General features: G+C 71.3%; 22 protein-coding genes and 3 tRNA genes. 4 read left to right on the forward strand and 21 right to left on the reverse strand.

Annotated features, from left to right (window positions below):
* Positions 1-208: 208 nt before the first annotated feature.
* From ACP4IX_RS20355 to ACP4IX_RS20375, 5 genes are all read right to left on the reverse strand, one after another.
* Positions 209-661 carry a MaoC family dehydratase gene (locus ACP4IX_RS20355; RefSeq protein WP_426524527.1) on the reverse strand — a complete coding sequence of 151 codons (453 nt, stop codon included), beginning with the start codon at positions 659-661 and terminating at the stop codon, positions 209-211.
* A gap of 43 nt (positions 662-704) precedes the next feature.
* Complete coding sequence (locus ACP4IX_RS20360) at positions 705-1,157, reverse strand: MaoC family dehydratase N-terminal domain-containing protein (protein WP_361733351.1); 453 nt, start codon at positions 1,155-1,157, stop codon at positions 705-707.
* A gap of 115 nt (positions 1,158-1,272) precedes the next feature.
* Positions 1,273-1,437: a 50S ribosomal protein L33 gene (gene rpmG, locus ACP4IX_RS20365; protein ID WP_003948671.1), complete on the reverse strand. Its 165-nt coding sequence runs from the start codon at positions 1,435-1,437 to the stop codon at positions 1,273-1,275.
* A 91-nt stretch (positions 1,438-1,528) separates the two neighbouring features.
* Positions 1,529-1,601, reverse strand: a tRNA-Met gene (locus ACP4IX_RS20370).
* A gap of 46 nt (positions 1,602-1,647) precedes the next feature.
* A tRNA-Thr gene (locus ACP4IX_RS20375) sits at positions 1,648-1,720 on the reverse strand.
* 413 nt (positions 1,721-2,133) lie between these two features.
* Between ACP4IX_RS20375 and ACP4IX_RS20380 the strand changes: the two genes are divergently transcribed.
* Both ACP4IX_RS20380 and ACP4IX_RS20385 read left to right on the forward strand, forming a co-directional pair.
* Positions 2,134-3,438: an amidohydrolase family protein gene (locus tag ACP4IX_RS20380; protein ID WP_426556284.1), complete on the forward strand. Its 1,305-nt coding sequence runs from the start codon at positions 2,134-2,136 to the stop codon at positions 3,436-3,438.
* 154 nt (positions 3,439-3,592) lie between these two features.
* Positions 3,593-4,249: an NAD(P)H-binding protein gene (locus ACP4IX_RS20385; protein ID WP_426524523.1), complete on the forward strand. Its 657-nt coding sequence runs from the start codon at positions 3,593-3,595 to the stop codon at positions 4,247-4,249.
* A gap of 33 nt (positions 4,250-4,282) precedes the next feature.
* Here the strand turns inward: ACP4IX_RS20385 and ACP4IX_RS20390 are convergent, their stop codons facing one another.
* Together ACP4IX_RS20390 and ACP4IX_RS20395 are read right to left on the reverse strand one after the other, a co-directional pair.
* Positions 4,283-4,501 (reverse strand): hypothetical protein, encoded by a 219-nt coding sequence (locus ACP4IX_RS20390; protein WP_426524521.1) that lies wholly within the window; start codon positions 4,499-4,501, stop codon positions 4,283-4,285.
* Between the two features lie 105 nt (positions 4,502-4,606).
* A tRNA-Tyr gene (locus tag ACP4IX_RS20395) sits at positions 4,607-4,688 on the reverse strand.
* Between the two features lie 236 nt (positions 4,689-4,924).
* On the opposite strand from ACP4IX_RS20395, the gene ACP4IX_RS20400 reads away from it, so the two are divergent.
* The gene (locus ACP4IX_RS20400; protein ID WP_426524487.1) at positions 4,925-5,413 is read left to right on the forward strand and encodes a YajQ family cyclic di-GMP-binding protein; all 489 of its coding nucleotides are present in this window, start codon (positions 4,925-4,927) and stop codon (positions 5,411-5,413) included.
* A gap of 193 nt (positions 5,414-5,606) precedes the next feature.
* Here the strand turns inward: ACP4IX_RS20400 and ACP4IX_RS20405 are convergent, their stop codons facing one another.
* On the reverse strand, positions 5,607-5,873 hold the full coding sequence (locus ACP4IX_RS20405) for a GlsB/YeaQ/YmgE family stress response membrane protein (RefSeq protein ID WP_052839508.1): 267 nt from the start codon (positions 5,871-5,873) through the stop codon (positions 5,607-5,609).
* 141 nt (positions 5,874-6,014) lie between these two features.
* Here ACP4IX_RS20405 and ACP4IX_RS20410 point away from each other — a divergent pair, with 141 nt between their 5' ends.
* The gene (locus tag ACP4IX_RS20410; protein WP_426522344.1) at positions 6,015-7,265 is read left to right on the forward strand and encodes an APC family permease; all 1,251 of its coding nucleotides are present in this window, start codon (positions 6,015-6,017) and stop codon (positions 7,263-7,265) included.
* 328 nt (positions 7,266-7,593) lie between these two features.
* Here the strand turns inward: ACP4IX_RS20410 and ACP4IX_RS20415 are convergent, their stop codons facing one another.
* From ACP4IX_RS20415 to ACP4IX_RS20475, 13 genes are all read right to left on the reverse strand, one after another.
* Positions 7,594-8,184 carry an SMI1/KNR4 family protein gene (locus ACP4IX_RS20415; RefSeq protein ID WP_426522343.1) on the reverse strand — a complete coding sequence of 197 codons (591 nt, stop codon included), beginning with the start codon at positions 8,182-8,184 and terminating at the stop codon, positions 7,594-7,596.
* 76 nt (positions 8,185-8,260) lie between these two features.
* Positions 8,261-8,677, reverse strand: coding sequence for a YccF domain-containing protein (locus tag ACP4IX_RS20420; protein WP_426522342.1), 417 nt, complete (start codon positions 8,675-8,677; stop codon positions 8,261-8,263).
* A complete protein-coding gene (htpX, locus tag ACP4IX_RS20425) occupies positions 8,674-9,537 on the reverse strand; it encodes a zinc metalloprotease HtpX (protein WP_351389673.1) in 864 nt (287 codons plus the stop codon). The genes ACP4IX_RS20420 and htpX overlap by 4 nt, the downstream gene beginning before the upstream one ends.
* 261 nt (positions 9,538-9,798) lie before the next feature.
* Positions 9,799-11,346 carry an NADH-quinone oxidoreductase subunit N gene (locus ACP4IX_RS20430; protein ID WP_426522341.1) on the reverse strand — a complete coding sequence of 516 codons (1,548 nt, stop codon included), beginning with the start codon at positions 11,344-11,346 and terminating at the stop codon, positions 9,799-9,801.
* Positions 11,343-12,917, reverse strand: a complete 1,575-nt coding sequence (locus tag ACP4IX_RS20435) for a complex I subunit 4 family protein (RefSeq protein ID WP_426522340.1) — start codon at positions 12,915-12,917, stop codon at positions 11,343-11,345. Before ACP4IX_RS20435 ends, ACP4IX_RS20430 begins: the two co-directional genes overlap by 4 nt.
* Positions 12,918-12,923: 6 nt before the next feature.
* The gene (locus ACP4IX_RS20440) at positions 12,924-14,918 is read right to left on the reverse strand and encodes an NADH-quinone oxidoreductase subunit L (protein WP_426522339.1); all 1,995 of its coding nucleotides are present in this window, start codon (positions 14,916-14,918) and stop codon (positions 12,924-12,926) included.
* Positions 14,915-15,307 carry an NADH-quinone oxidoreductase subunit NuoK gene (gene nuoK / locus ACP4IX_RS20445; protein ID WP_426522338.1) on the reverse strand — a complete coding sequence of 131 codons (393 nt, stop codon included), beginning with the start codon at positions 15,305-15,307 and terminating at the stop codon, positions 14,915-14,917. The genes ACP4IX_RS20440 and nuoK overlap by 4 nt, the downstream gene beginning before the upstream one ends.
* On the reverse strand, positions 15,307-16,116 hold the full coding sequence (locus ACP4IX_RS20450; RefSeq protein ID WP_426556285.1) for an NADH-quinone oxidoreductase subunit J family protein: 810 nt from the start codon (positions 16,114-16,116) through the stop codon (positions 15,307-15,309). Before ACP4IX_RS20450 ends, nuoK begins: the two co-directional genes overlap by 1 nt.
* Entirely contained in the window at positions 16,113-16,823 is a 711-nt protein-coding gene (locus tag ACP4IX_RS20455) for a 4Fe-4S binding protein (protein WP_426556286.1), read from the reverse strand. The genes ACP4IX_RS20450 and ACP4IX_RS20455 overlap by 4 nt, the downstream gene beginning before the upstream one ends.
* Before the next feature lie 2 nt (positions 16,824-16,825).
* The gene (locus tag ACP4IX_RS20460; RefSeq protein WP_426556287.1) at positions 16,826-17,794 is read right to left on the reverse strand and encodes a complex I subunit 1/NuoH family protein; all 969 of its coding nucleotides are present in this window, start codon (positions 17,792-17,794) and stop codon (positions 16,826-16,828) included.
* Positions 17,791-19,425 (reverse strand): NADH-quinone oxidoreductase subunit C, encoded by a 1,635-nt coding sequence (locus ACP4IX_RS20465; protein ID WP_426556288.1) that lies wholly within the window; start codon positions 19,423-19,425, stop codon positions 17,791-17,793. The genes ACP4IX_RS20460 and ACP4IX_RS20465 overlap by 4 nt, the downstream gene beginning before the upstream one ends.
* Positions 19,422-20,084, reverse strand: coding sequence for an NADH-quinone oxidoreductase subunit B (locus ACP4IX_RS20470; protein ID WP_426556289.1), 663 nt, complete (start codon positions 20,082-20,084; stop codon positions 19,422-19,424). Before ACP4IX_RS20470 ends, ACP4IX_RS20465 begins: the two co-directional genes overlap by 4 nt.
* Entirely contained in the window at positions 20,075-20,485 is a 411-nt protein-coding gene (locus ACP4IX_RS20475; protein ID WP_426522352.1) for an NADH-quinone oxidoreductase subunit A, read from the reverse strand. Before ACP4IX_RS20475 ends, ACP4IX_RS20470 begins: the two co-directional genes overlap by 10 nt.
* Positions 20,486-20,723: the final 238 nt, after the last annotated feature.

A 20,723-nucleotide genomic window follows, 5' to 3' on the forward strand; every position in this document is an offset into this window, starting at 1 on the left:
GGTGTCCTCACCCGGCGGCGGGTAAGGGGCTGCTCCCCAAGGAGGACGCCCCTTACCGAATGCCTCCCGGACGGCCACGGCAGGCCCGCCGCACGGCCGGACGCCGGCGGGGTGAACCGCGATGACCCACCGGGCGGCCGGACGCCGGCGGGGTGAACGCGACAGGCCCACCGGGCGGCCGGACGGCTGCCGGGACTGCGGCGGACCGTCAGGCGAGTCGCACGATCGCCCGGGCCATACCGAGGACCTTCTGTCCGGCGCTGGTGGCCGTCAGGTCGACGCGGACGGTGTTGTCGTCGAGCTTGGCCGCGACCTTGCCGCTGACCTCGATCACGGCACCCTGGTCGTCGTTCGGTACGACGACGGGCCTGGTGAAGCGGACGCCGTACTCCACGAGCGCGCCCGGGTCGCCGGTCCAGTCGGTGATCACACGGGCCGCCTCCGCCATGGTGAACATGCCGTGCGCGATGACGTCCGGCAGGCCGACCTCCTTGGCGAATTTCTCGTTCCAGTGGATCGGGTTGAAGTCTCCGGAGGCGCCCGCGTACCGCACGAGCGTGGCGCGGTTCACAGGGAAGTTCCGCGCGGGCAGCTCGGTGCCGACCTCGACGTCGCCATATGCGATCTTCACCGTCGCCGGAGGCGCCGCGGGGGACGTCACGGGAGACGTCGTGGAATGCGTCGTGGGGTGCGTCATGGAATGCTCACGCCTCCTCGGCCGCACGGGCCACGAGCTTGGTCCAGGCGGTCACGACGTGCTCGCCGGCTTCGTCGTGCACCTCTCCGCGGATGTCCAGGATGTCGTTGCCCGCCATCGACTTGATCGCCTCGATGGTGGAGGTGACGGTGAGCCGGTCACCGGCGCGGACCGGACGGGCGTAGGCGAACTTCTGGTCGCCGTGCACGACCCGGCTGTAGTCCAGGCCGAGCTGCGGGTCCTCGATGACCTGACCCGCCGCCTTGAACGTGATCGAGAACACGAAGGTCGGCGGTGCGATCACGTCCGGATGCCCGAGCGCCTTCGCGGCCTCCGTGTCCGTGTACGCCGGGTTGGCGTCCCCCACCGCCTCCGCGAACTCGCGGATCTTCTCCCGGCCCACCTCGTAGGGCGCGGTAGGCGGATAGGTCCGCCCCACGAACGACTGGTCGAGCGCCATGGGCTCGCCACCTCCTGCTGCTCTGCTGGCTGCGGGTGCCGCCTTCGGCACCACTGACCGAAACGACACGAGGCCGCCCCCAAACCTCGGGGACGGCCTCGTGTACGAGCCTGATTTATCGCGTTTCGCGGTGCGCGGTGTGCGCGTTGCAACGCGGGCAGTGCTTCTTCATCTCCAGTCGGTCCGGGTTGTTACGCCGGTTCTTCTTGGTGATGTAGTTCCGCTCCTTGCACTCCACGCAGGCCAGCGTGATCTTCGGGCGGACGTCGGTGGCAGCCACGTGAGTGCACTCCTTGACGAACGGATTGATGGTACTAACGCAGGAAAGAGTAGCCGATTGAAGGACCGACCCCGCAATCGGCTACTGAATGTAGCGGTGACCGGACTTGAACCGGTGACACAGCGATTATGAGCCGCTTGCTCTACCGACTGAGCTACACCGCTGTGATGCGATCGGGCCCCGCCTTGCGGCGGGAACCTCTCACACCAGAGCCCCAAAACGGAATCGAACCGTTGACCTTCTCCTTACCATGGAGACGCTCTGCCGACTGAGCTATTGGGGCGAGCGATGAAGACATTACACGGTCGCCCGCCGTTCGCCCAAATCCGTTTCGCGACCCCTGCCCCGTCCCGTCCCTGGCCCGTGCCGGCACCGGGTCCACCGCGGCTCCACCCGCGCCGTCCCGTCCTCTTGCCTCGTCCCGCCACCGGGCCCCGCCCACTCCGGCCCCGGGCCCCGCCCGGGGCGTCCCCGGGCCCGTCGGCCTCCCCACGTGCACGCCCCGGCGGCGCCGGAGGGCCCGACCTGCCGGCACACGCCCCGGGCGGCCCCCAGAGGGCCTGGCGCAGCGGGACCGTACCGGTACGACTATTGCGCTCCTCCGCGTCGCGGACTGACCACCGTCCTAGGCTCGACCCACTCTGCGTGATCTTGCGCCCCCCCCCACTGCGCAACCCCCCGAGCCAGAGGAGCGCGATGCCCGACAGCCAACCGCAGCCGCCCCACTCGCCCTCCCCCTCGGACCCCGCCGGCCGCGGCTCGCTCCTGCTCACCGGGGCACGGCTCACCGACGGCCGGACCGTGGACGTACGGCTGCACGGCGGGCGCATCGAAGCGGTCGGCACCGCCGGCAGCCTGCCAACGGCTCGCACGCCCGGCTCCGGCACCCGCGTGGACCTCACCGGCTACCTGCTCCTCCCCGCCCCCGCCGAACCCCACGTCCACGGCGACACGACACTGACGGCCGACACCCCCGGCCCCGTCTCCTACGACCCCCCGGACGTCCAGCGCCGGGCCACCGAGGCCGCCCTGCTCCAGCTGGGACACGGGGCGACCGCGCTACGGGCACACGTGCGTGTGGGTGACGTTCCGGGGCTGGGCGCGCTGACCGCCGTACTGCGGGCGCGGCGCTCACTGCGCGGACTGACCGAACTGACCGCGGTCGCGACGCCGAGGCTGCTGACCGGGGTGGCCGGGGCCGACGGCCTGGCGATACTGCGGGACGCGGTCCAGATGGGCGCCGACGTGGTGGGCGGGTGCCCGGACCTGGACCCCGACCCGACCGGATATGCCGAGGCGGTCCTGGAAGTCGCCGCCGAACACGGCTGCCCGGTCGACCTGCACACGGACGCCGCCGCCCCGGCACGGCTGGCCCGGCTGGCGGCGATGGCGGGCGGGCTGCGCCACGGGGTGTCCCTCGGCCCCTGCGAAGGGCTGGGCCGGTTGCCCGCCGACGCGGCCTCCCGGGCCGCTGACCAGCTCGCCGCGGCCGGGGTGACGGTGGTGTGCCTGCCGCAGGGCAGCTGCGGTGCCGTCGACCGCCGCGACGGCACGACCCCGGTACGGCTGCTGCGGGCGGCCGGCGTACGGGTCGCCGCCGGGAGCGGTGCGCTGCGGGACGTGTCCAACCCGGTCGGGCGCGGTGACCCCCTGGAGGGGGCCTACCTGCTGGCCTCACGCCATGGGCTGCACCCCGAGGACGCGTACGACGCGGTGAGCGCTGCGGCGCGGGCGGCCCTGGGCCTGCCCGAGGTGCGGGTGGAGGCGGGCTTCCCTGCCGAACTCCTCGCGGTGCGCGGGGAGCGGCTGGCGGGGGCGCTGTCCCTGGCGTACAGCCGGATCGTGGTGCACCGGGGTCGCGTGGTGGCCCGGACCAGCGCGGTACGCGAGTACGGCGACTCGACGACCGCGAAGGGCCTGGGGCTGCCTCGGCAGGGCCGTGGGGTGCGCGGGGAGCGAGAGGGACGCGAGGAGCGTGGGGAGCGTGGGGAGGCGTCCTGACAGGGCGCGGGGAACAACCTTGACGGGAGGGTGAGTGCCCTGTGTGTCAGTGAGGGCCCTGTGTCTCAGTGAGGCCCGTGAGTCCTGACGCCCCCCGTGGGATACGGCCGAAGCCGTGCGGCGAGGGCGGCCGTCGGGGCGTACGGTCGAAGACATGCGCATTGTCATCGCTGGTGGTCATGGTCAGATCGCGCTGCGGCTGGAGCGGTTGCTCGCCGCGCGCGACGACGAGGTGGCGGGCATCATCCGCAAGGCCGAACAGGCCGACGATCTGCGCGCGGCCGGTGCCGAACCGGTCGTGCTCGACCTGGAGTCGGCCTCGGTCGAGGAGGTCGCCGAGCGGCTGCGGGGCGCGGACGCGGCCGTCTTCGCGGCGGGCGCCGGCCCAGGGAGCGGGGCCGCCCGCAAGGACACGGTGGACAAGGCAGCGGCGGTCCTCTTCGCGGACGCGGCGGTCCGGGCGGGCGTACGGCGCTTCGTGGTCGTGTCGTCCATGGGAGCCGACCCGCACCACCAGGGGGACGAGATCTTCGACGTCTACCAGCGCGCCAAGGGCGAGGCCGACGCGTACGTGCGCTCGCTGGAAGAACTGGACTGGACGATCCTGCGCCCCGGCGCGCTGACGGACGACGCCGGCACCGGCCTCGTCCGCCTGGAGGCACACACCGGCCGCGGCGCGGTCCCCCGCGACGACGTGGCCGCCGTACTGGCGGAACTGGTCGACACCCCGGCCACCAACGGTCTGACCCTGGAGCTGATCAGCGGTTCGACGCCCGTGTCGGTGGCGGTGAAGTCGGTGGCCGGGAACTGAGGGCACGGGGCCCGGAACTCTCGGGGCGTACGGTCAGAACAACGGCAGCTGCCCGGGGAACCCGGGGATGACGTACCCGTCCAGGGACGGCTGCGCCGCGCCGAGTTGCGCCGGTCGACGCGAACCCGGGCAGGAGACGAGCTCACCACTGGCTCGCGCACCGGAGGGGTCATGACGCGCGTACCGCCCCGCGACGACGGCGATCTCGCGACGGCACTCTGGGCAGGTTCTGCGACGGGAGGACGAGACCATGCCACCAGTCTGCCCGCAGCGGCGCGAGCGCCGTTCGCGTCAGCCCATGACGAGAGGCCCCGCGACCTGCTGTTCGGGCAGGTCACGGGGCCTCTCGTTCCCGTGTGGCGGCGCCAGGATTCGAACCTGGGAAGGCTGAGCCGGCAGATTTACAGTCTGCTCCCTTTGGCCGCTCGGGCACACCGCCGGGGTTCGCTGCCCTTCGAACCGCCTTTCGGCGGTGCTCCGTGGCAACGACGTAAACAATACCCGATGTGGAGGGGTGCTTCGCCACCCGATTGATCGCCGCTCGGGGGCGACGGGTGGCTAGGCTTGTGCGGATGCGGCCGAGGGCGCCCAAGCAGGCTCGGCGGCCGCCGTTGTATGCCGGTACGGACCCGATACGCGGCCCGACACGCACCCAGATACAAGGAGCCACAGGACATGGCCGACTCCAGTTTCGACATCGTCTCGAAGGTCGAGCGGCAGGAGGTCGACAACGCCCTCAACCAGGCCGCCAAGGAGATCTCGCAGCGCTACGACTTCAAGGGCGTGGGCGCTTCGATCTCCTGGTCCGGGGAGAAGATCCTCATGGAGGCCAACTCCGAGGACCGGGTGAGCGCTGTCCTCGACGTCTTCCAGTCCAAGCTGATCAAGCGAGGCATCTCGCTGAAGGCTCTGGACGCGGGCGAGCCCCAGCTCTCCGGCAAGGAGTACAAGATCTTCGCGTCGATCGAGGAGGGCATTTCCCAGGACAACGCGAAGAAGGTGGCCAAGATCATCCGCGACGAGGGCCCCAAGGGAGTGAAGGCCCAGGTGCAGGGCGATGAACTGCGGGTCTCCTCCAAGAGCCGGGACGACCTGCAGGCCGTGATCGCCCTGCTGAAGGGCCAGGACTTCGACTTCGCTCTGCAGTTCGTGAACTACCGGTGACCTGCTGAGCCGACGGCGGGACGGGCGCGGGCATCCCGCGTTCACGGCAACGGAAGGGTGGGCACCCGGCGGCGCCCACCCTTCTGGCCGTCGGGGTCTGCCGTTGCGTCTTCCGGCCTCGTGGGTCGGCTCGTCCGCCCGTTCGTCTGTCCGCCCGTCTGTCGCTCGTCGGCCTGCCGCGGTCCCGGCGGGTTCAGTCGCGCGAGTTGCCGAACAGGAGCCGGTAGGCGACCAGGAGCACCAGGGAACCGCCGATCGCCGCCGCCCAGGTGGCACCGTCGTAGAAGTCCTTGCTGACCGGGTGGTCCAGCCAGCGGGCCGATATCCAGCCGCCGATGAACGCGCCCGCGATACCGATGAGGGTCGTACCGATGAGCCCTCCCGGGTCGCGGCCCGGCAGCAGGAACTTGGCGATGGCTCCGGCCAAAAGTCCGAGGATGATCCAGCTGATGACGGTCATGCCGTGCCCCTGCCCTCTCACGCTGCGCGTACGCTGTGCCAGCCCTGCGGGCCTGCTCCTTCCGCGCGTGTTCATTCGCTCTTGGTCAGGTGGACGTCCCGACCGCGCCCGGTGGTTGCTCTGATCAGTAGGGTGCGACGCATGACACCTGCGGGTCCGGAGTTGCGGCGCACACTCGGCGTGAGCGACGCCGTGGTCGTGGGGCTGGGTTCGATGATCGGTGCTGGGATCTTCGCGGCCCTGGCTCCCGCGGCCCGCGTGGCCGGGCCGGGGCTGCTGCTCGGCCTCGCCGTGGCCGCCGTCGTCGCCTACTGCAACGCCACGTCGTCGGCACGGCTGGCCGCCCGGTACCCGGCCTCGGGTGGCACCTACGTCTACGGACGGGAGCGGCTCGGGAGATTCTGGGGGTATCTCGCGGGCTGGTCGTTCATCGTCGGCAAGACGGCCTCCTGTGCCGCCATGGCGCTTACCGTGGGCGCGTACGTCTGGCCCGAGCAGGCGCACGTGGTGGCGGTCGCGGCCGTGGTGGCGCTGACCGCGGTGAACTACGGCGGAATCCAGAAGTCCGCCTGGCTGACGCGGGCGATCGTGGTGGTGGTCCTGGCGGTCCTCGCTTCCGTGGTGGCGGTGTGTCTGGGGTCGGGTCGATCCGATGCCGGGCGGCTGGACATCGGGCTGTCGGGGGGCATCGACGGGGTATTGCAGGCGGCCGGCCTGCTGTTCTTCGCCTTCGCGGGGTACGCGCGCATCGCGACCCTCGGCGAGGAGGTGCGGGACCCCGAACGGACCATTCCCCGCGCGATCCCGCTGGCTCTGGGCATCGCGCTGGTGGTGTACGGATGTGTCGCGGTGGCTGTCCTCTCCGTGCTGGGCGCGGACGGCCTCGGGCAGGCGACGGCACCACTGGCCGACGCGGTACGGGCGGCCGGTCTGCCCGGGCTGGCGCCGGTCGTGCGGGTGGGCGCCGCCGTGGCCGCGCTGGGCTCACTGCTTGCGCTGATCCTGGGCGTGTCCCGGACGACGCTGGCCATGGCCCGGGACGGTCACCTGCCCGGGGCGCTGGCCGCCGTGCATCCACGTTTTCAGGTGCCGCACCGGGCGGAAGTGGCCGTGGGCGTGATCGTCGCGGTCCTGGCCGCCACGGTGGACGTACGAGGCGCGATCGGCTTCTCCTCCTTCGGTGTGCTGGTGTACTACGCCGTGGCCAACGCGTCGGCCTGGACGCTGGGCCCGTCGAGAACGGCGCGGGTCGTACCGGCGCTGGGTCTGGTCGGGTGCGGGGTGCTCGCGGTCTCCCTTCCGCTGCTGTCGGTGGTCGTAGGTGTGGGTGTGCTGGCGGTGGGCGTGGTGGCGTACTGGGTACGGGGGCGTGAGCGGCGGGTCTCGCGGTAAGGCGAAGGGCGACCCGCGGCCGGTGCCCCGAGTCCCGCGGTAGGCGGCCTCGGAGGGAGGGCATACGTTCGCGGGCCGGCGCTTCTGCGCGGACGGCGTTCGGCGAGATTGGGACGGCCTCCGCCCGGGTGGCTTCCGTTCCTGGTGGTCGTCGCCCACCCCGGCCCAGGGGGTGGTGTCATGGACTCCAGGATCCGGAAAGTCCGGGGGCAGAGCCTCACCACGCGCGCTGCTGCCGCATCGGTCTGCCGCCAGGAGCCCGCCAGGTGCCGGCCTCTCTGTCCTGACGGGCGGATCAGCCTCCGGGAGCCTGCTGGCCGTCCTGCGCTCAGAACACCCGAGCAGGCGTTGCACCCGTCGTGGGCCTTCTCGACGTACGCAGGGGGAAGCCGGTCCACGGGGCCAGCTCCTCCCCTTCGCTGGCCTCCTCGTACCAACCCGTGCCGTCGACCCAGGCCCGCAGCCAGTCCGTGAGGCTCGGGGCGTCGACGAACCAGGAGTGGTCGGCGTCGCCTGCATTGGGCTCGAAGAGGAGGACCGTGGTCTGCGGGGAGCGGCAGTCCACGCACGCGTACATCGCGCAGCCCCAGTGGGATATCGGCAGGACGCCCTCGGGCCAGGGCCAGTCGGGATCCTTCAGGGCGTCCTCGCGGTTGGCGAGGTACTGCGGTACGGCGGCGGGCTCGCCGGAGGGTGGGCTGTCGAGCAGGGGCAGGAGGCCGTACTCCGGGCCGAAGCCACCGTCCCCTATCCGGAGGTAGAGCTCGGCGAGCAGTGGGGGGAGGGCGAACCCCAGAGCGGCCTCGGCCCGTGACAGCCCCGCCCCGTCGAGGGGTTCGGGCAGGGAAGCCCAGCCCCACGGGCGGGTGCTGCGTGCCTTGGCGGCCACCTGGGCCAGCAACTGCTCGTTCTCGGTCATGGGTTCATGATGCAGGCCGCCACCGACAATCGAGCGGGCCTGTGGACAACCCTGCGGTTGTGGAGAACGACGGCTCCTACCAGCCGTTTCCTCGCGATCCGCCGGTGGCCGCGAACGGCTGGTCCGTCCGCACGATCTCGCGTCCCAGCGGGAGCAGCGAGACCGGGATCAGTTTGAAGTTGGCGATGCCGAGGGGGATCCCGATGATCGTGACGCACAGCGCGATACCGGTGACGATGTGGCCGATGGCGAGCCACCAGCCGGCCAGGACCAGCCAGAGCACGTTGCCTATGCAGGAAGGTGCTCCCGCGTCGCGGCGCTCGACCGCCGTGTATCCGAAGGGCCACAGAGCGTAGACGCCGATGCGGAAGGCCGCGATGCCGAACGGGATTCCGATGATCGTGATACAGAGCAGCGCGCCCGCGACCACATAGCCGAGGAACAGCCAGAAGCCGCTGAACAGGAGCCAGATGATGTTGAGGATGGTCTTCACTGGTGACGGCCTGCCATCTTTTCGAGTCGGGCGATTCGCTCCGCCATCGGCGGGTGGGTGGAGAACATCTTCGAAAGCCCCTGTCCCGGGCGGAACGGGTTGGCGATCATCATGTGGCTGGCGGTCTCGATCCGGGGCTCGGGGGGCAGCGGAAGCTGTTTCGTGCCGAGTTCGAGTTTGCGCAGGGCGCCGGCGAGGGCGATCGGGTCACCGGTGAGCTGGGCGCCGGAGGCGTCGGCCTCGTACTCCCTGGACCGGCTGATCGCCAGTTGGATGACGGTGGCGGCGAGCGGACCGAGGATCATGATGAGGAGCATGCCCAGCAGACCGGGGCCGTCATCGTCGTTGGAGCGTCCGATCGGGATGAGCCAAGCGAAGTTGACCAGGAACATGATCACTGAGGCGAGTGCGCCGGCGACGGACGAGATCAGGATGTCGCGGTTGTAGACATGGCTCAGCTCGTGGCCGATGACGCCGCGCAACTCGCGCTCGTCGAGCAGGCGCATGATGCCCTCGGTGCAGCACACGGCCGCGTTGCGCGGGTTGCGGCCGGTCGCGAAGGCGTTCGGTGCCTCCGTCGGCGAGATGTACAGACGCGGCATCGGCTGGCGGGCCTGGGTGGAGAGCTCCCGCACCATGCGGTACAGCGCCGGGGCCTCGAACTCGCTGACCGGGCGTGCCCGCATCGCGCGCAGTGCGAGCTTGTCGCTGTTCCAGTACGCGTACGCGTTCGTGCCCAGGGCGACGAGGACGGCGACGACGAGCCCCGCTCGGCCGAAGAAACTGCCGATGACGATGATGAGCGCGGACAGTCCCCCGAGGAGTACTGCGGTCCTGAGCCCGTTGTGCCGGCGGTGCACGGTACGCCCTCCAAGTGGTGCAGCAGGGGAACCCTTTGCTTGCTGGTGTCGCTCGCTGTGGTTGCTTCCTGGTCTTCGAAGCCACCGGTGCCGTGGCATCACGTCCAGTGGACCCTTCTGTACTGGTCAACGCCAGGCGAGGGCCGCCAGTTCCCTGGCGCTCGCGTCGGCGTGCGTGGCCCGTACGGGTGACATCGCGGCGTGCGGCACGCGTGCGTGGAGGGCCGGTACGGCACGCGCGCGTGCCCGAGCGGCTGCTGCTCAGAAGAGCCCGGTGTCGGCGAAGCGCAGGATCAGCTGGGGTGCTCCCGACAGTGCGACGGCGAGGACCGCGGTCACGGTGATCGCGGCCGTGAGGGGGACGGGGACGCGGTGCCTGGCGGTCTCTTCCTCGGGGGCCCGGAACAGCAGGGCCGTCCATTGGAGGTAGTAGAACAGCGCGATGACGACGTTGACCGCCATGACGACGGCCAGCCAGCCGAGCCCGGCCTCGACGGCCGCGGAGAACACGGTGACCTTGGCGAAGAGGCCGATGACGCCGGGCGGCAGTCCGGCGAGGCACAGCAGGAAGAAGGCCAGGAGCAGGGCGGTGAGCGGGTTGGACGCGTACAGGCCGCGGTAGTCGGCGACGCGGTTCAGGGCCCGCGTACGGCCCACCAGCGCGGCCACCGCGAAGGCGCCCAGGTTCACCGCGGCGTACATGAGGGCGTAGGCGACGGTGGAGCCGATCGAGCGTTCCGGGTCGTCGGCGTACGCGGCGGCGGCGATCGGCACCAGGAGGTAGCCGGCCTGCCCGACGGACGACCAGGCGAGCAGGCGTACCGCGCTGTACGCGCGCGTGGCCCGCTGGCGCAGGGCGCCGACGTTGCCGACGGTCATGGTGAGGGCCGCCAGCGCCGCGAGGGCCGGTCCCCAGACGTCGGCGTAGGACGGGAGGGCGATGACCGTGACGAGGATCAGGCCGGAGAAGCCGACCGCCTTGCCGATCACGGACAGGTAGGCGGCGATCGGCAGGGGCGCGCCCACATAGGTGTCGGGCACCCAGAAGTGGAAGGGCACGGCGGCCGTCTTGAAAGCGAAGCCGACGAGGGTGAGGACGACGCCGGTCTGGACGAGCGTCGTGAGCTGTCCGTCCACGTCCTGGACGCGTTCGGCCACCTGGGTGAGGTAGAGGGTGCCGGTGGAGGCGTACACGAAGCTGATGCCCATGAGGCTGACCGCGGTGGCGGTGACCGAGGACAGGAAGAACTTCAGGGCCGCTTCGGAGGACCGGCGGTCACCCTGGCGCAGGCCCACGAGGGCGAACGCGGGCAGGGAGGCGACCTCCAGGGCGACGATCAGCGTGGCCAGGTCGCGGGAGGCGGGCAGGAGGGCGGCGCCGGCCGCGGAGGAGAGCAGCAGGAACCAGAACTCGCCCTCCGGGAGCCCGCGGTCGGCGTCCTTCACAGCCGTGACCGAGAGCAGGGCGGTCACGAGGGCGCCGCCGAGCACCAGGAACTGGATGGCGAGGGTGAAGGTGTCCGCGGTGTAGCTGCACACGTCGGCGTCGCCGGTCAGGCAGAACGTCGAGCGGTCGTCGTCGACCAGGGGCAGCAGCATGAGCGTGGCGGCGGCGAGTCCGGCGACCGAGATCCAGCCGAGCAGGGACTTGCGAGCGTCCTTCACGAACAGGTCGGTGACGAGGACGGCGAGTCCGACGACCGCCGTGACGGTGGGCGGCGCGATGGCGAGCCAGTCGACGGACTGGACCAGGTCCTGAGCCAGTGGCTGTGCCAGGGCCTCGGCGAGCGGCTGGGCCGGGGAGCTCATCGGGTGCCTCCTGAGAGGAGCTGCTGCACGGCCGGGTCGGTCAGCCCGAGAAGGGTCCCGGGCCACAGTCCGGCGACGACGGTGAGGGCGACGAGCGGCGTCCACGCGGCGAACTCGTAGGTGCGTACGTCGGTGAGCTTCGGGGCCTCCCGCGGTACGGCGCCCATGCAGACGCGGCGGACCACGATCAGCATGTACGCGGCGGTCAGCAGGGTGCCGAACGCGGCGATCGCCATGAAGGTGAGGAAGGCGGGGCGGCTGAGGTCGTCGTGGGGGTCGAAGGCACCGAACAGGGCCAGCATCTCGCCCCAGAACCCGGCCAGGCCCGGCAGGCCTAGGGAGGCGACCGCGGCGAAGGCGAGGAGGCCGCCGAGGCGCGGTGCCTTGCCGTACAGGGCGGCGCCGGTCTCCTCCGCGAGGGCGTCGAGGTCGGTGGTGCCCGTGCGGTCCTTGAGGGCGCCGACCACGAAGAAGAGCAGGCCGGTGATGAGGCCGTGGGCGATGTTGGCGAACAGGGCGCCGTTCACACCGGTCGGGGTCATGGTCGCGATACCGAGCAGGACGAAGCCCATGTGACCGACGGAGGAGTAGGCGATGAGGCGTTTGAGGTCGCCCTTCGCGCCCTTCTTGGCGAGGGCCAGGCAGGCCAGGGAGCCGTAGATGATGCCGACGACGGCGAAGGCGGCGAGGTACGGCGCGAACGTGCGGAAGCCGTCCGGGGCGACCGGGAGGATGATGCGGACGAACCCGTACGTACCCATCTTCAGCAGGACACCGGCCAGCAGGACCGAGCCGACGGTCGGGGCGGCGGTGTGGGCGTCGGGCAGCCAGCTGTGCAGCGGCCACATCGGGGTCTTGACCGCGAGCCCGATTCCGATCGCCAATACGGCGATGACCTGCACGGATGTGGTCAGCGACCGGCCGTTGTCAGTGGCGAGTGCCACCATGTCGAATGTGCCCGCCGTGATTCCGATCAGGAGCAGGCCGAGCAGCATGACGACGGAGCCGAGGAGGGTGTAGAGGATGAACTTCCAGGCCGCCCCGGCCCGTCCCTCGCCGCCCCAGCGGGCGATGAGGAAGTACATCGGGATGAGGACCATCTCGAACGCGAGGAAGAACAGGACCAGGTCGAGGACGGCGAAGGTCGCGAGGGTGCCGGACTCGAGGACGAGCAGCAGCGCGACGAACGCCTTCGGGGACGGGCCCGACGGCAGCTTGAAGTACGAGTAGAGCGCGCAGAGGAAGGTCAGCAGCGCGGTCAGGACCAGCAGGGGGAGGGAGATGCCGTCGATGCCGAGGTGGATGCGCACGTCGAGTGCGGGGATCCAGCTGATGTCCGTGCTGGCCTGCATCTTCGACGGATGGTCGTGGTCGAAGCCGAGCACGAGGACGATCGCGGCGACGAGGACGGCACCGGTCACGGTGACGCCGTGCCGCAGGACGGCCTGGTCGGGTGACTTCCCCTTCAGCCCGGGAGGGGCGGGCAGGAGAGCGGCGGCGGCGCCGATGAGCGGGCCGACGACGACCAATGCCAGAAGGAACTGCATCACGGACTCGTTGATATCGATCACGCCTGCTCACGCTCCCGTGGCGACGAGGACGGCGGCGACCGCGAGGACGACGGTGCCGGCGAGCAGCGCGCTCACATAGGTCTGCACATTGCCGGTCTGGGCACGGCGTACGGCGGTCCCTAGCACGCGCGGCAGCGTGCCCGCCCCTCGTACGTAGGTGTCGACGACCTCTCGGTCGAGGAACCGCACGAGATCCGCGCCGGCCCGGACCGGGCGGACGAAGAGGGTCGTGTACACCGCGTCCAGGTGGAAGCCGACGGCCGCGTGCCGGTGCAGCGGGCCCAGCAGGAGCCGTCCGGGGTCGGAGGGATCGGCGGCGGACGCGATGTCTCCATAGGCCGGCTTGTGGCTGGTGATCGCCTCGGCCTCCACGAGCGCGGCGTCGCCCTCCGGGTGGGCCGCGACCGCGCCCAGCGGGGGGCGGGCCGCGAGCGCCGTGGTGTGGCGCCAGGCGGCGTAGGTGACGATGCCACCGACCAGGGCCACGCCCGTGCCGAGCACGGAGGTGGTGAGCGTCGGGGTGAGGTCGTGGCCGTCGAACCAGTCGGGCAGGAGACGGAAGGCGAGGCCGCCGAGAGCGAGTGACGGGACAGCGAGCAGCCAGAGCACGGCGTTCATGACCACCGGCTGCCGGCCGTGGTCGGGGGCCTCGGCGCCCCGCCCGCGGAAGGCCAGCAGCCACAGGCGCGTCGCGTACGCGGCGGTGAGCAGGGCGGCGGCCAGGCCGGCGAGGAGGACGGTCCAGCCGGCGGCGCCGGGAGCATTCTCGGTGTGACCGGTGGCGACGTGCTCCGCGACGACGAGGACGGACTCCTTGGAGAAGAAGCCGCTGAAGGGCGGGATCGCGGCGAGGGCGAGCAGCGCCACGGTCATCGTCCAGTAGGCGTCCGGGACGCGGTCGCGCAGGCCCCGCATGCGGGACATGGCGGCCAGCGAGTTGGTGCCGGCGGCGTGGATGATCACGCCGGCGGCGAGGAACAGCAGCGCCTTGAAGGCGCCGTGGGTGAGGAGGTGGAAGACGGCGGCCCCGCGGTCGCCGGCGGCGAGGGCGCCGGTCATGTAACCGAGCTGGCCGATCGTCGAGTAGGCGAGGACGCGCTTGATGTCGTCCTGGGCGAGTGCGGCGAGCGCCGAGCCGAGCATGGTGACGGCGGCCATGACGGCGAGGACGACCATCGCGGCCCGTGAGGCCTGGAAGAGCGGAAGGAGCCGGGCGACGAAGTAGACACCGGCGGTGACCATCGTCGCGGCGTGGATGAGCGCGGAGACGGGCGTCGGGCCCGCCATCGCGTCGGGAAGCCAGGTGTGCAGCGGGAACTGCGCCGACTTGCCCGCCACCCCGGCCAGGAGCAGCAGGGCGATCAGCGTCGGGTGGTCGAGCGAGCCGCTCGCGACCGCACCGAGAATCTTGGTGATGCGGAAGGAGCCGGCCTCGGTGGCCAGCGCCAGCAGACCGATCAGGAAGGGGACGTCACCGAGCTTGGTCACCAGGAAGGCCTTGAGGGAGGCGGCACGGGCCTCCGGGGTCTCCCAGTAGTGGCCGACCAGGAAGTACGAGCAGATGCCCATGATCTCCCAGCCGACCAGCAGCACCATCAGGTCGCCGGAGTAGACGACGAGGAACATGGCGGAGGTGAACAGGGAGACGAGAGCGGCGTACGAGGGGTAGCGCGGGTCGTCGCGCAGGTAGCCCGTCGAGTAGATCTGCACGCAGGTGGCGACGCAGCCGACGAGAACGGCGACGAGCGCGGCGAAACCGTCGATGTGCAGGGCGAGTTCGATGGGGACCGAACCGGTGGGCGTCAGCTCGGTGACGGCATCGACAGCCCGGTCACCGCCCTGGCGGGCCGCGACCAGTACGGCGAGTACGAGGGCCGCCAGGGTCGGCAGGACCGCGAGGGGGCGAACGAAGCCGGGCGCCGAGCGGCCCAGGAGGAGACCGGCGGCTGCCCCGAGGAAGGGGAGGACGGGGACGAGTACGGCGAGGGTGGTCGTGGTCACGCGGTGGCCTCAGCCTTCTCGGCAGCCGGCCCGGTCGCGGATGCGCCGGTGCCGGGGTCCTCGCTGTCGGGGCCCTCGGCGGTGTCGCGGAGCTTGTCGATGTCCGAGGTGCCGCGGTTGCGGTGGACGGCGAGCACGATCGCCAGACCGATGCCGATCTCGGCGGCCGCGATGGCGATGGTGAACAGGGTCAGAGCCTGGCCGGAGTGGAGGGTCTCCTCGGCTGCCTTGCTGAGCCAGACGTCGAAGGCGACCAGGTTGAGGTTGACGGCGTTGAGCATCAGCTCGACCGACATCAGTACCAGGATCGCGTTGCGACGGGCGAGGACGCCGTACAGGCCCGTGCAGAACAGGAGGGCGGAGAGAACGGCGGGATAGGCGAGGTGCATCAGCGGACACCGCCCTTGCCGGAACCGTCCGGGTCTGCCGGCCGGTCGGACTCGGTCGTACGGCTGGTGCCGGCTGCGCGGCTGGTGCCGGCTGCACGGCTGGTACCGGTTACGCGGCCGGTACCGGCTGCGCGGTTGGTACCGGCTGCGCGGTTGGTACCGGCTGCACGAGCGTTGTCGGCCGCACGGGCGTTGTCGGCCGCACGGGCAGTGTCGGCCGCCGTGCGGTCCGCCTTCGCCTTGCGGGACAGGACGATCGCGCCGACCAGGGCCGCGAGGAGGAGGACGGAGAGGGCCTCGAAGGGGAGGACCCAGTTCTGGAAGAGGCTCGCCCCGGTCACGGCGGTGGAACCGGCGGCCTGGCCGTCCAGGTCGATCCAGGTGGTGCGGAAGGCGTCGACGACGACCCACACCAGGGCCGCGGCGGCGGCAACGGCCACCGTGAGGGCGGCCCAGCGGTTGCCGGAGTCGGCTTCCGGGGACCGGCCGATGGGGGCCCTGGTAAGCATCAGGCCGAACAGGATGAGGACGACGACTGCACCGACGTAGATGAGGACCTGTACCCATGCGATGAACTCGGCGGTGAGCAGGAGGTACTCGACGGCGAGGCCACCGAGGGCCACCACCAGCCACAGGGCGGCGTGGACGAGCTGCCGGGTGGTGACGGTGACGACGGCGGCGCCGAAGGTGACCAGGCCGACGAGGAGGAAGGCGATCTCGACGCCGGTCGGGGAGAGGAAGCCACGGGATTCCGCGGCCGTGGCCGTGAGGTCCGCGGCAAGGTGGCCGACGGTCGCTGCGAGGGTCATTCCCGGCCCTCCCGGTCCGGCTGGTCCGAGGGGGGCTTCGGCTGGTCCGACAGCGGCCTCGGCTGGTCCGACGTGGGCTTCGGCTGGTCCGTCTGCTGCTTGGAGTCCCCCATCGCACGGGTGGGCTGCTCGGCGGCGCGGGCCTGCTCGTCGGCGTGCGGTTCGGCCGGCCGGGCCGCTTCCTGCTGGGCGGCCAGTTTGTCAGCGGCCTTCCGGGCGGCGGCGAGTTCCTTGGGTTCCTCCGCGCCGGGGTCGAGGGCGGGCGGGGCCGGGACCGTCCACATCCACTCGCGGAGCTTGTCGCGCTCGTGGGTGAGGTCTCGGATGTCGGTCTCGGAGTACTCGAACTCCGGGGACCAGAACAGGGCGTCGAACGGACAGACCTCGATGCAGATACCGCAGTACATGCACAGAGAGAAGTCGATGGCGAAGCGGTCGAGGACGTTGCGGCTGCGGTCGCGTCCGCCGGGGGCCGCCGCCGGGACCGTCTCCTTGTGGGAGTCGATGTAGATGCACCAGTCCGGGCACTCGCGGGCACACAGCATGCAGACCGTGCAGTTCTCCTCGAACAGGCCGATCACACCGCGGGTACGGGGCGGGAGATCGGGCTGGGTCTCCGGGTACTGCTCGGTGACGGTCTTCCTGGTCATCGTGCGGAGGGTGACGGCCAGGCCCTTGGCCAGACCCGAGCCGGGGATGGGGGGCATGGTTACTGGATCACCACCTTGACGATGCCGGTGAGGGCGATCTGGGCGAGGGAGAGGGGAACGAGGAGGGTCCAGGACAGCTTCTGGAGCTGGTCCTCACGCAGGCGCGGGTAGGTCACTCGCAGCCAGATCACGACGAAGGCCAGGACGGCCGTCTTCAGCAGGGTCCAGACCCAGCCGAGGCCGTCGGCTCCCCAGGGGCCGTGCCAGCCGCCCAGGAAGAGGACGGTGGTCAGGCCGCACAGGACGACGATCCCGGCGTACTCGGCGAGGAGGAACAGGGCGAAGCGCAGACCGGTGTACTCGGTGTAGGCACCGAAGATGATCTCGGAGTCGGCGACGGGCATGTCGAACGGGGGCCGTTGCAGTTCGGCCAGCCCGGCGACGAAGAAGACGATCGCGCCAACGATCTGCCAGGGCAGCCACCACCACTCGAAGGCGTCGAGGATGCCGACGAGCGAGACCGTGCCGGCCGCCATCGCCACGGAGGCGGCGGTGAGCAGCATCGGGAGTTCGTACGCGAGGAGCTGGGCGGCGGTGCGCAGGCCGCCGAGGAGGGAGAACTTGTTCGCGGAGGACCAGCCGGCCATGAGCGAGCCGAGAACGCCCACACCCATGACGGCGAGGACGAAGAAGATGCCGGCGTCGAGGACCTGACCGACGGCGCCCTCTCCGGGGCCGATGGGGATGGCCAGGAGAACCAGGAGGTACGGCAGGAGGGCCACGGCGGGGGCCAGCTGGAAGATACGGCGGTCCGCGTCGGCGGGGACCACGTCCTCCTTCTGCGCGAACTTCACCCCGTCCGCGACGAGCTGGGCCCAGCCGTGGAAGCCACCGGCGTGCATCGGGCCCAGGCGGCCCTGCATGTGGGCCATCACCTTGTGCTCGGTCTGGCCGACGATCAGGGGGAAGGTGAGGAAGACGACGAAAACGATCAGGAGGCGCAGGGTGACGTCGAGCGCGTCGTTCACTGCTGGCCTCCTGAGGAGTTCGGGCGGTTCTGGTTCTGGGGCGGGTTGGAGGCGGCCGGGGCATCGGTGTCGTCGGGTGCCTGGGGCTCACCGTTGGGGCCAGGCTCGCCCGACGGCGCCGGCTCGTCCGAAGCCGCGGGCTCATCCGGAGAGGCAGGTTCGCCCGAAGCGTCGGGAGTGCCGGGGGTGCCGGGCTCGGGCCGGGTTTCGGTTGCTTCGCGCGCCTCGGTCCTCGGAGCCGCCTCGGGGCTTGGAGCCGCCTCGGGGCTTGGAGCCGCCGCCTCCGGCCTCGGAACCGGCTTGAGGCTCGGGGCTGCCTCGGCGCCCTGCCCGGCTTCCTGTTCCTGGCCCTGCTCGGGTCCCGGTTCCTGCCCCCGCTCTGCCTCGTCAAAGGCAGGGCGGGCGTGGTGCCACGGGGCGTCTGGGCTGCGGGGTGCGGAGGGGGTCCCCTGCGGGGCCGGTTCCCCGCTGGTCGGGGTCGTGGCTGCGTCGTCCCCGACGGGGATGGGGCCGGAGGCCGTCTCGTCCGCCGCCCCGGTGCCGGAGGCGGAGCGCCGGCTCGCTGAACCCTCCGACGCGCTCCGGGTACGCCGGGAAGCCGCGGCGCCGCCCGATCCGGCCCGCTGCGACGCCGCGCCGTCACCGGCGCTGCGTGCACGTCCAGTCCGCGGGGCAGCCGACCCACCGACGTCCAGCCCAGCCGGGCCCCGTTCTACCGAGCCCTGCCCAGCCGAGCCCTGCCCCGCCGCAGACTCCGCGGCGGGCTCGCCCGTCGGAGCGCCCGCCCGCTGGGAGGCGGAGCCCTCGCTCGCGCTCCGCGCACGCCGGACCGGCCGGGCAGCCGAGGGCTCGGCAGCGGGGGGCGTCTGACTGACGGAGCCCTCCGCCGCCGTGCGGGAACGGCGAGGAGCAGCCGGAGTGTCGGCACCGGATGCCGTCTGGCTGGCGGAGCCTTCGGAGGCCGTGCGGGTCCGACGGGGCGGGCGGTCACCTGCCGCGCGGGCCGGACGCTCCCCCGCCGCACGCCCCGCCCCGCGTGCCGGGCGGCCCGGCGCGGGAGGCAGCTGGCCCTTCAGCGGGCCCCACTCGTTGGGATCGGGGACGCCCGGCGGCAGCATCTGGCGGCGCCTGGGACCGCCGTGATCGGACTCGCCCGGCTCCTTGGCCCCGGGCCAGGCCTTGGCCACGCGGGCGGCGAGAACGAAGTCCTTCCGCAGGGGATGGCCTTCGAACCCCTCCGGCAGGAGCAGGTGGTCCAGCGCGGGGTGGTCCTCGAAGACGACGCCGAACATCTCGTGGGTCTCGCGCTCGTGCCAGGCCGCGCCCGCGTACACAGCGACGGCGGTGGGCAGCACCGGGGACTCGTGCGGAACCGTCGTACGCACCAGCAGTCGGCGCACCGGTCCGAGAGCCACGACATGCGCCGCGACGCGGAACCCCGTGCCCGGTTCGTCGACCGCGCTCAGCCAGTCGAAGTACGTGCAGCTCAGCCGGTCACGGGCGGTCTCCAGGGCGGAGATCCAGGACGCCGGCGGCACGTCCACGGTGAGGACGTCGTAGGTCTCCTCGGCCGTGGCCTCCGTACCGAAGAGTTCCTCGGCGTCGGCGGGCAGCCAGCCGACCGCGGTCATCGCGCCTCCCCCGGGTCCGAGGCCCGGTCCACGGCGGAGTCCGGGGCGGGGGCGGCTTCGGGGGCGGCGGGGGCGGTGTCAGGACTCGGCGGTCGCACGAGGCCGCTCCGCAGTGCGGCCGCCGACGGCCGCGGCGGGCTGCCGTACCGCTCCCCCAGCGACTCCCGCGCGATCTTCTCCTGGAGCTTCAGGATGCCCTGGAGCAACGCCTCGGGGCGCGGTGGGCAGCCGGGAACATAGACGTCGACCGGGATGATCTGGTCCACGCCCTTCGTCACGGAGTAGGAGTCCCAGTAGGGGCCGCCGCAGTTGGAGCAGGCACCGAAGGAGATGACGTACTTCGGTTCGGGCATCTGTTCGTACAGGCGCTTGACGGCCGGCGCCATCTTGTCGGTCACCGTGCCCGAGACCACCATCAGGTCGGCCTGGCGGGGGCCCGGCGCGAACGGGATGACGCCGAGCCGGATGAAGTCGTGGCGGGCCATCGACGCGGCGATGAACTCGATCGCGCAGCAGGCGAGGCCGAAGTTGAAGACCCAGAGGGAGTACCGGCGGCCCCAGTTCAGGACCACCTTCATGGGCTCCGGAGCGAGGCGGGCGAGCGCACCCAGCCTCTTGGGCTCGGGGAGGAGCACGGGTTCGGAGGGATTCACGTCCATGACAGGACGCCCTTCTTGTATGCGTACAACAGCCCTACGGCCAGGAAGCCGAGGAAGATGAACATCTCCACGAGGGTCGTCGCGCCGTAACCGGGGTCGGCGAAGACCGTCGCCCAGGGGAACAGAAAGATCGAGTCGACCGCGAAGATGACGTACAGAAAAGCGTAGACGTAATAGCGGACCTGGGTGTGGGCCCAGCCCTCGCCGACGGGGTCGACACCGCACTCGTACGTCAGCAGCTTCTCGGGCGTCGGGACCACCGGCCGCAGCAGGCGCCCGGCTCCGAAGGCGACGGCGACGAAGAGCACGCCCACGACGGCGAGCAGTCCGACGACCGCATAGGACTGGAAATAGTCGGCGGCCAGCCCGACGGTCGCATCATCGACGGTCGCATCACCCACAGTCGCGTCAGCGACGGTGGTGTCAGCGACGGTCACATGGCCGGCGTTCACATCGCCGACGGTCGGTTCCGGCACCTGCGTCCCTCGCTCCCTGTCCCGAACGCTGCTGTTCGACGATCTGTACGCACGGGAGTCTAGGGCCTGATAAAGAGACGGTAAGCAGCCCGTCGCACCTTGGGACGTGAGGGGTGGGGTTTTCCTCAGTGCGTTCCGGCGGTCCACCTCATGGCGCGACGCC

Origin of the sequence: Streptomyces sp. WG5 (genome assembly GCF_049974565.1) — a bacterium.
GTDB lineage: Bacteria > Actinomycetota > Actinomycetes > Streptomycetales > Streptomycetaceae > Streptomyces.

Coding starts and splice junctions, on each gene's coding strand:
- ACP4IX_RS20360 (WP_361733351.1), bottom strand. CDS start 1,157: ATGGCGCTCGACCAGTCGTTCGTGGGGCGGACCTATCCGCCTACCGCG.
- ACP4IX_RS20380 (WP_426556284.1), top strand. CDS start 2,134: ATGCCCGACAGCCAACCGCAGCCGCCCCACTCGCCCTCCCCCTCGGAC.
- ACP4IX_RS20385 (WP_426524523.1), top strand. CDS start 3,593: ATGCGCATTGTCATCGCTGGTGGTCATGGTCAGATCGCGCTGCGGCTG.
- ACP4IX_RS20390 (WP_426524521.1), bottom strand. CDS start 4,501: ATGGTCTCGTCCTCCCGTCGCAGAACCTGCCCAGAGTGCCGTCGCGAG.
- ACP4IX_RS20400 (WP_426524487.1), top strand. CDS start 4,925: ATGGCCGACTCCAGTTTCGACATCGTCTCGAAGGTCGAGCGGCAGGAG.
- ACP4IX_RS20405 (WP_052839508.1), bottom strand. CDS start 5,873: ATGACCGTCATCAGCTGGATCATCCTCGGACTTTTGGCCGGAGCCATC.
- ACP4IX_RS20410 (WP_426522344.1), top strand. CDS start 6,015: ATGACACCTGCGGGTCCGGAGTTGCGGCGCACACTCGGCGTGAGCGAC.
- ACP4IX_RS20415 (WP_426522343.1), bottom strand. CDS start 8,184: ATGACCGAGAACGAGCAGTTGCTGGCCCAGGTGGCCGCCAAGGCACGC.
- ACP4IX_RS20430 (WP_426522341.1), bottom strand. CDS start 11,346: ATGAGCTCCCCGGCCCAGCCGCTCGCCGAGGCCCTGGCACAGCCACTG.
- nuoK (WP_426522338.1), bottom strand. CDS start 15,307: ATGCACCTCGCCTATCCCGCCGTTCTCTCCGCCCTCCTGTTCTGCACG.
- ACP4IX_RS20450 (WP_426556285.1), bottom strand. CDS start 16,116: ATGACCCTCGCAGCGACCGTCGGCCACCTTGCCGCGGACCTCACGGCC.
- ACP4IX_RS20455 (WP_426556286.1), bottom strand. CDS start 16,823: ATGCCCCCCATCCCCGGCTCGGGTCTGGCCAAGGGCCTGGCCGTCACC.
- ACP4IX_RS20465 (WP_426556288.1), bottom strand. CDS start 19,425: ATGACCGCGGTCGGCTGGCTGCCCGCCGACGCCGAGGAACTCTTCGGT.
- ACP4IX_RS20470 (WP_426556289.1), bottom strand. CDS start 20,084: ATGGACGTGAATCCCTCCGAACCCGTGCTCCTCCCCGAGCCCAAGAGG.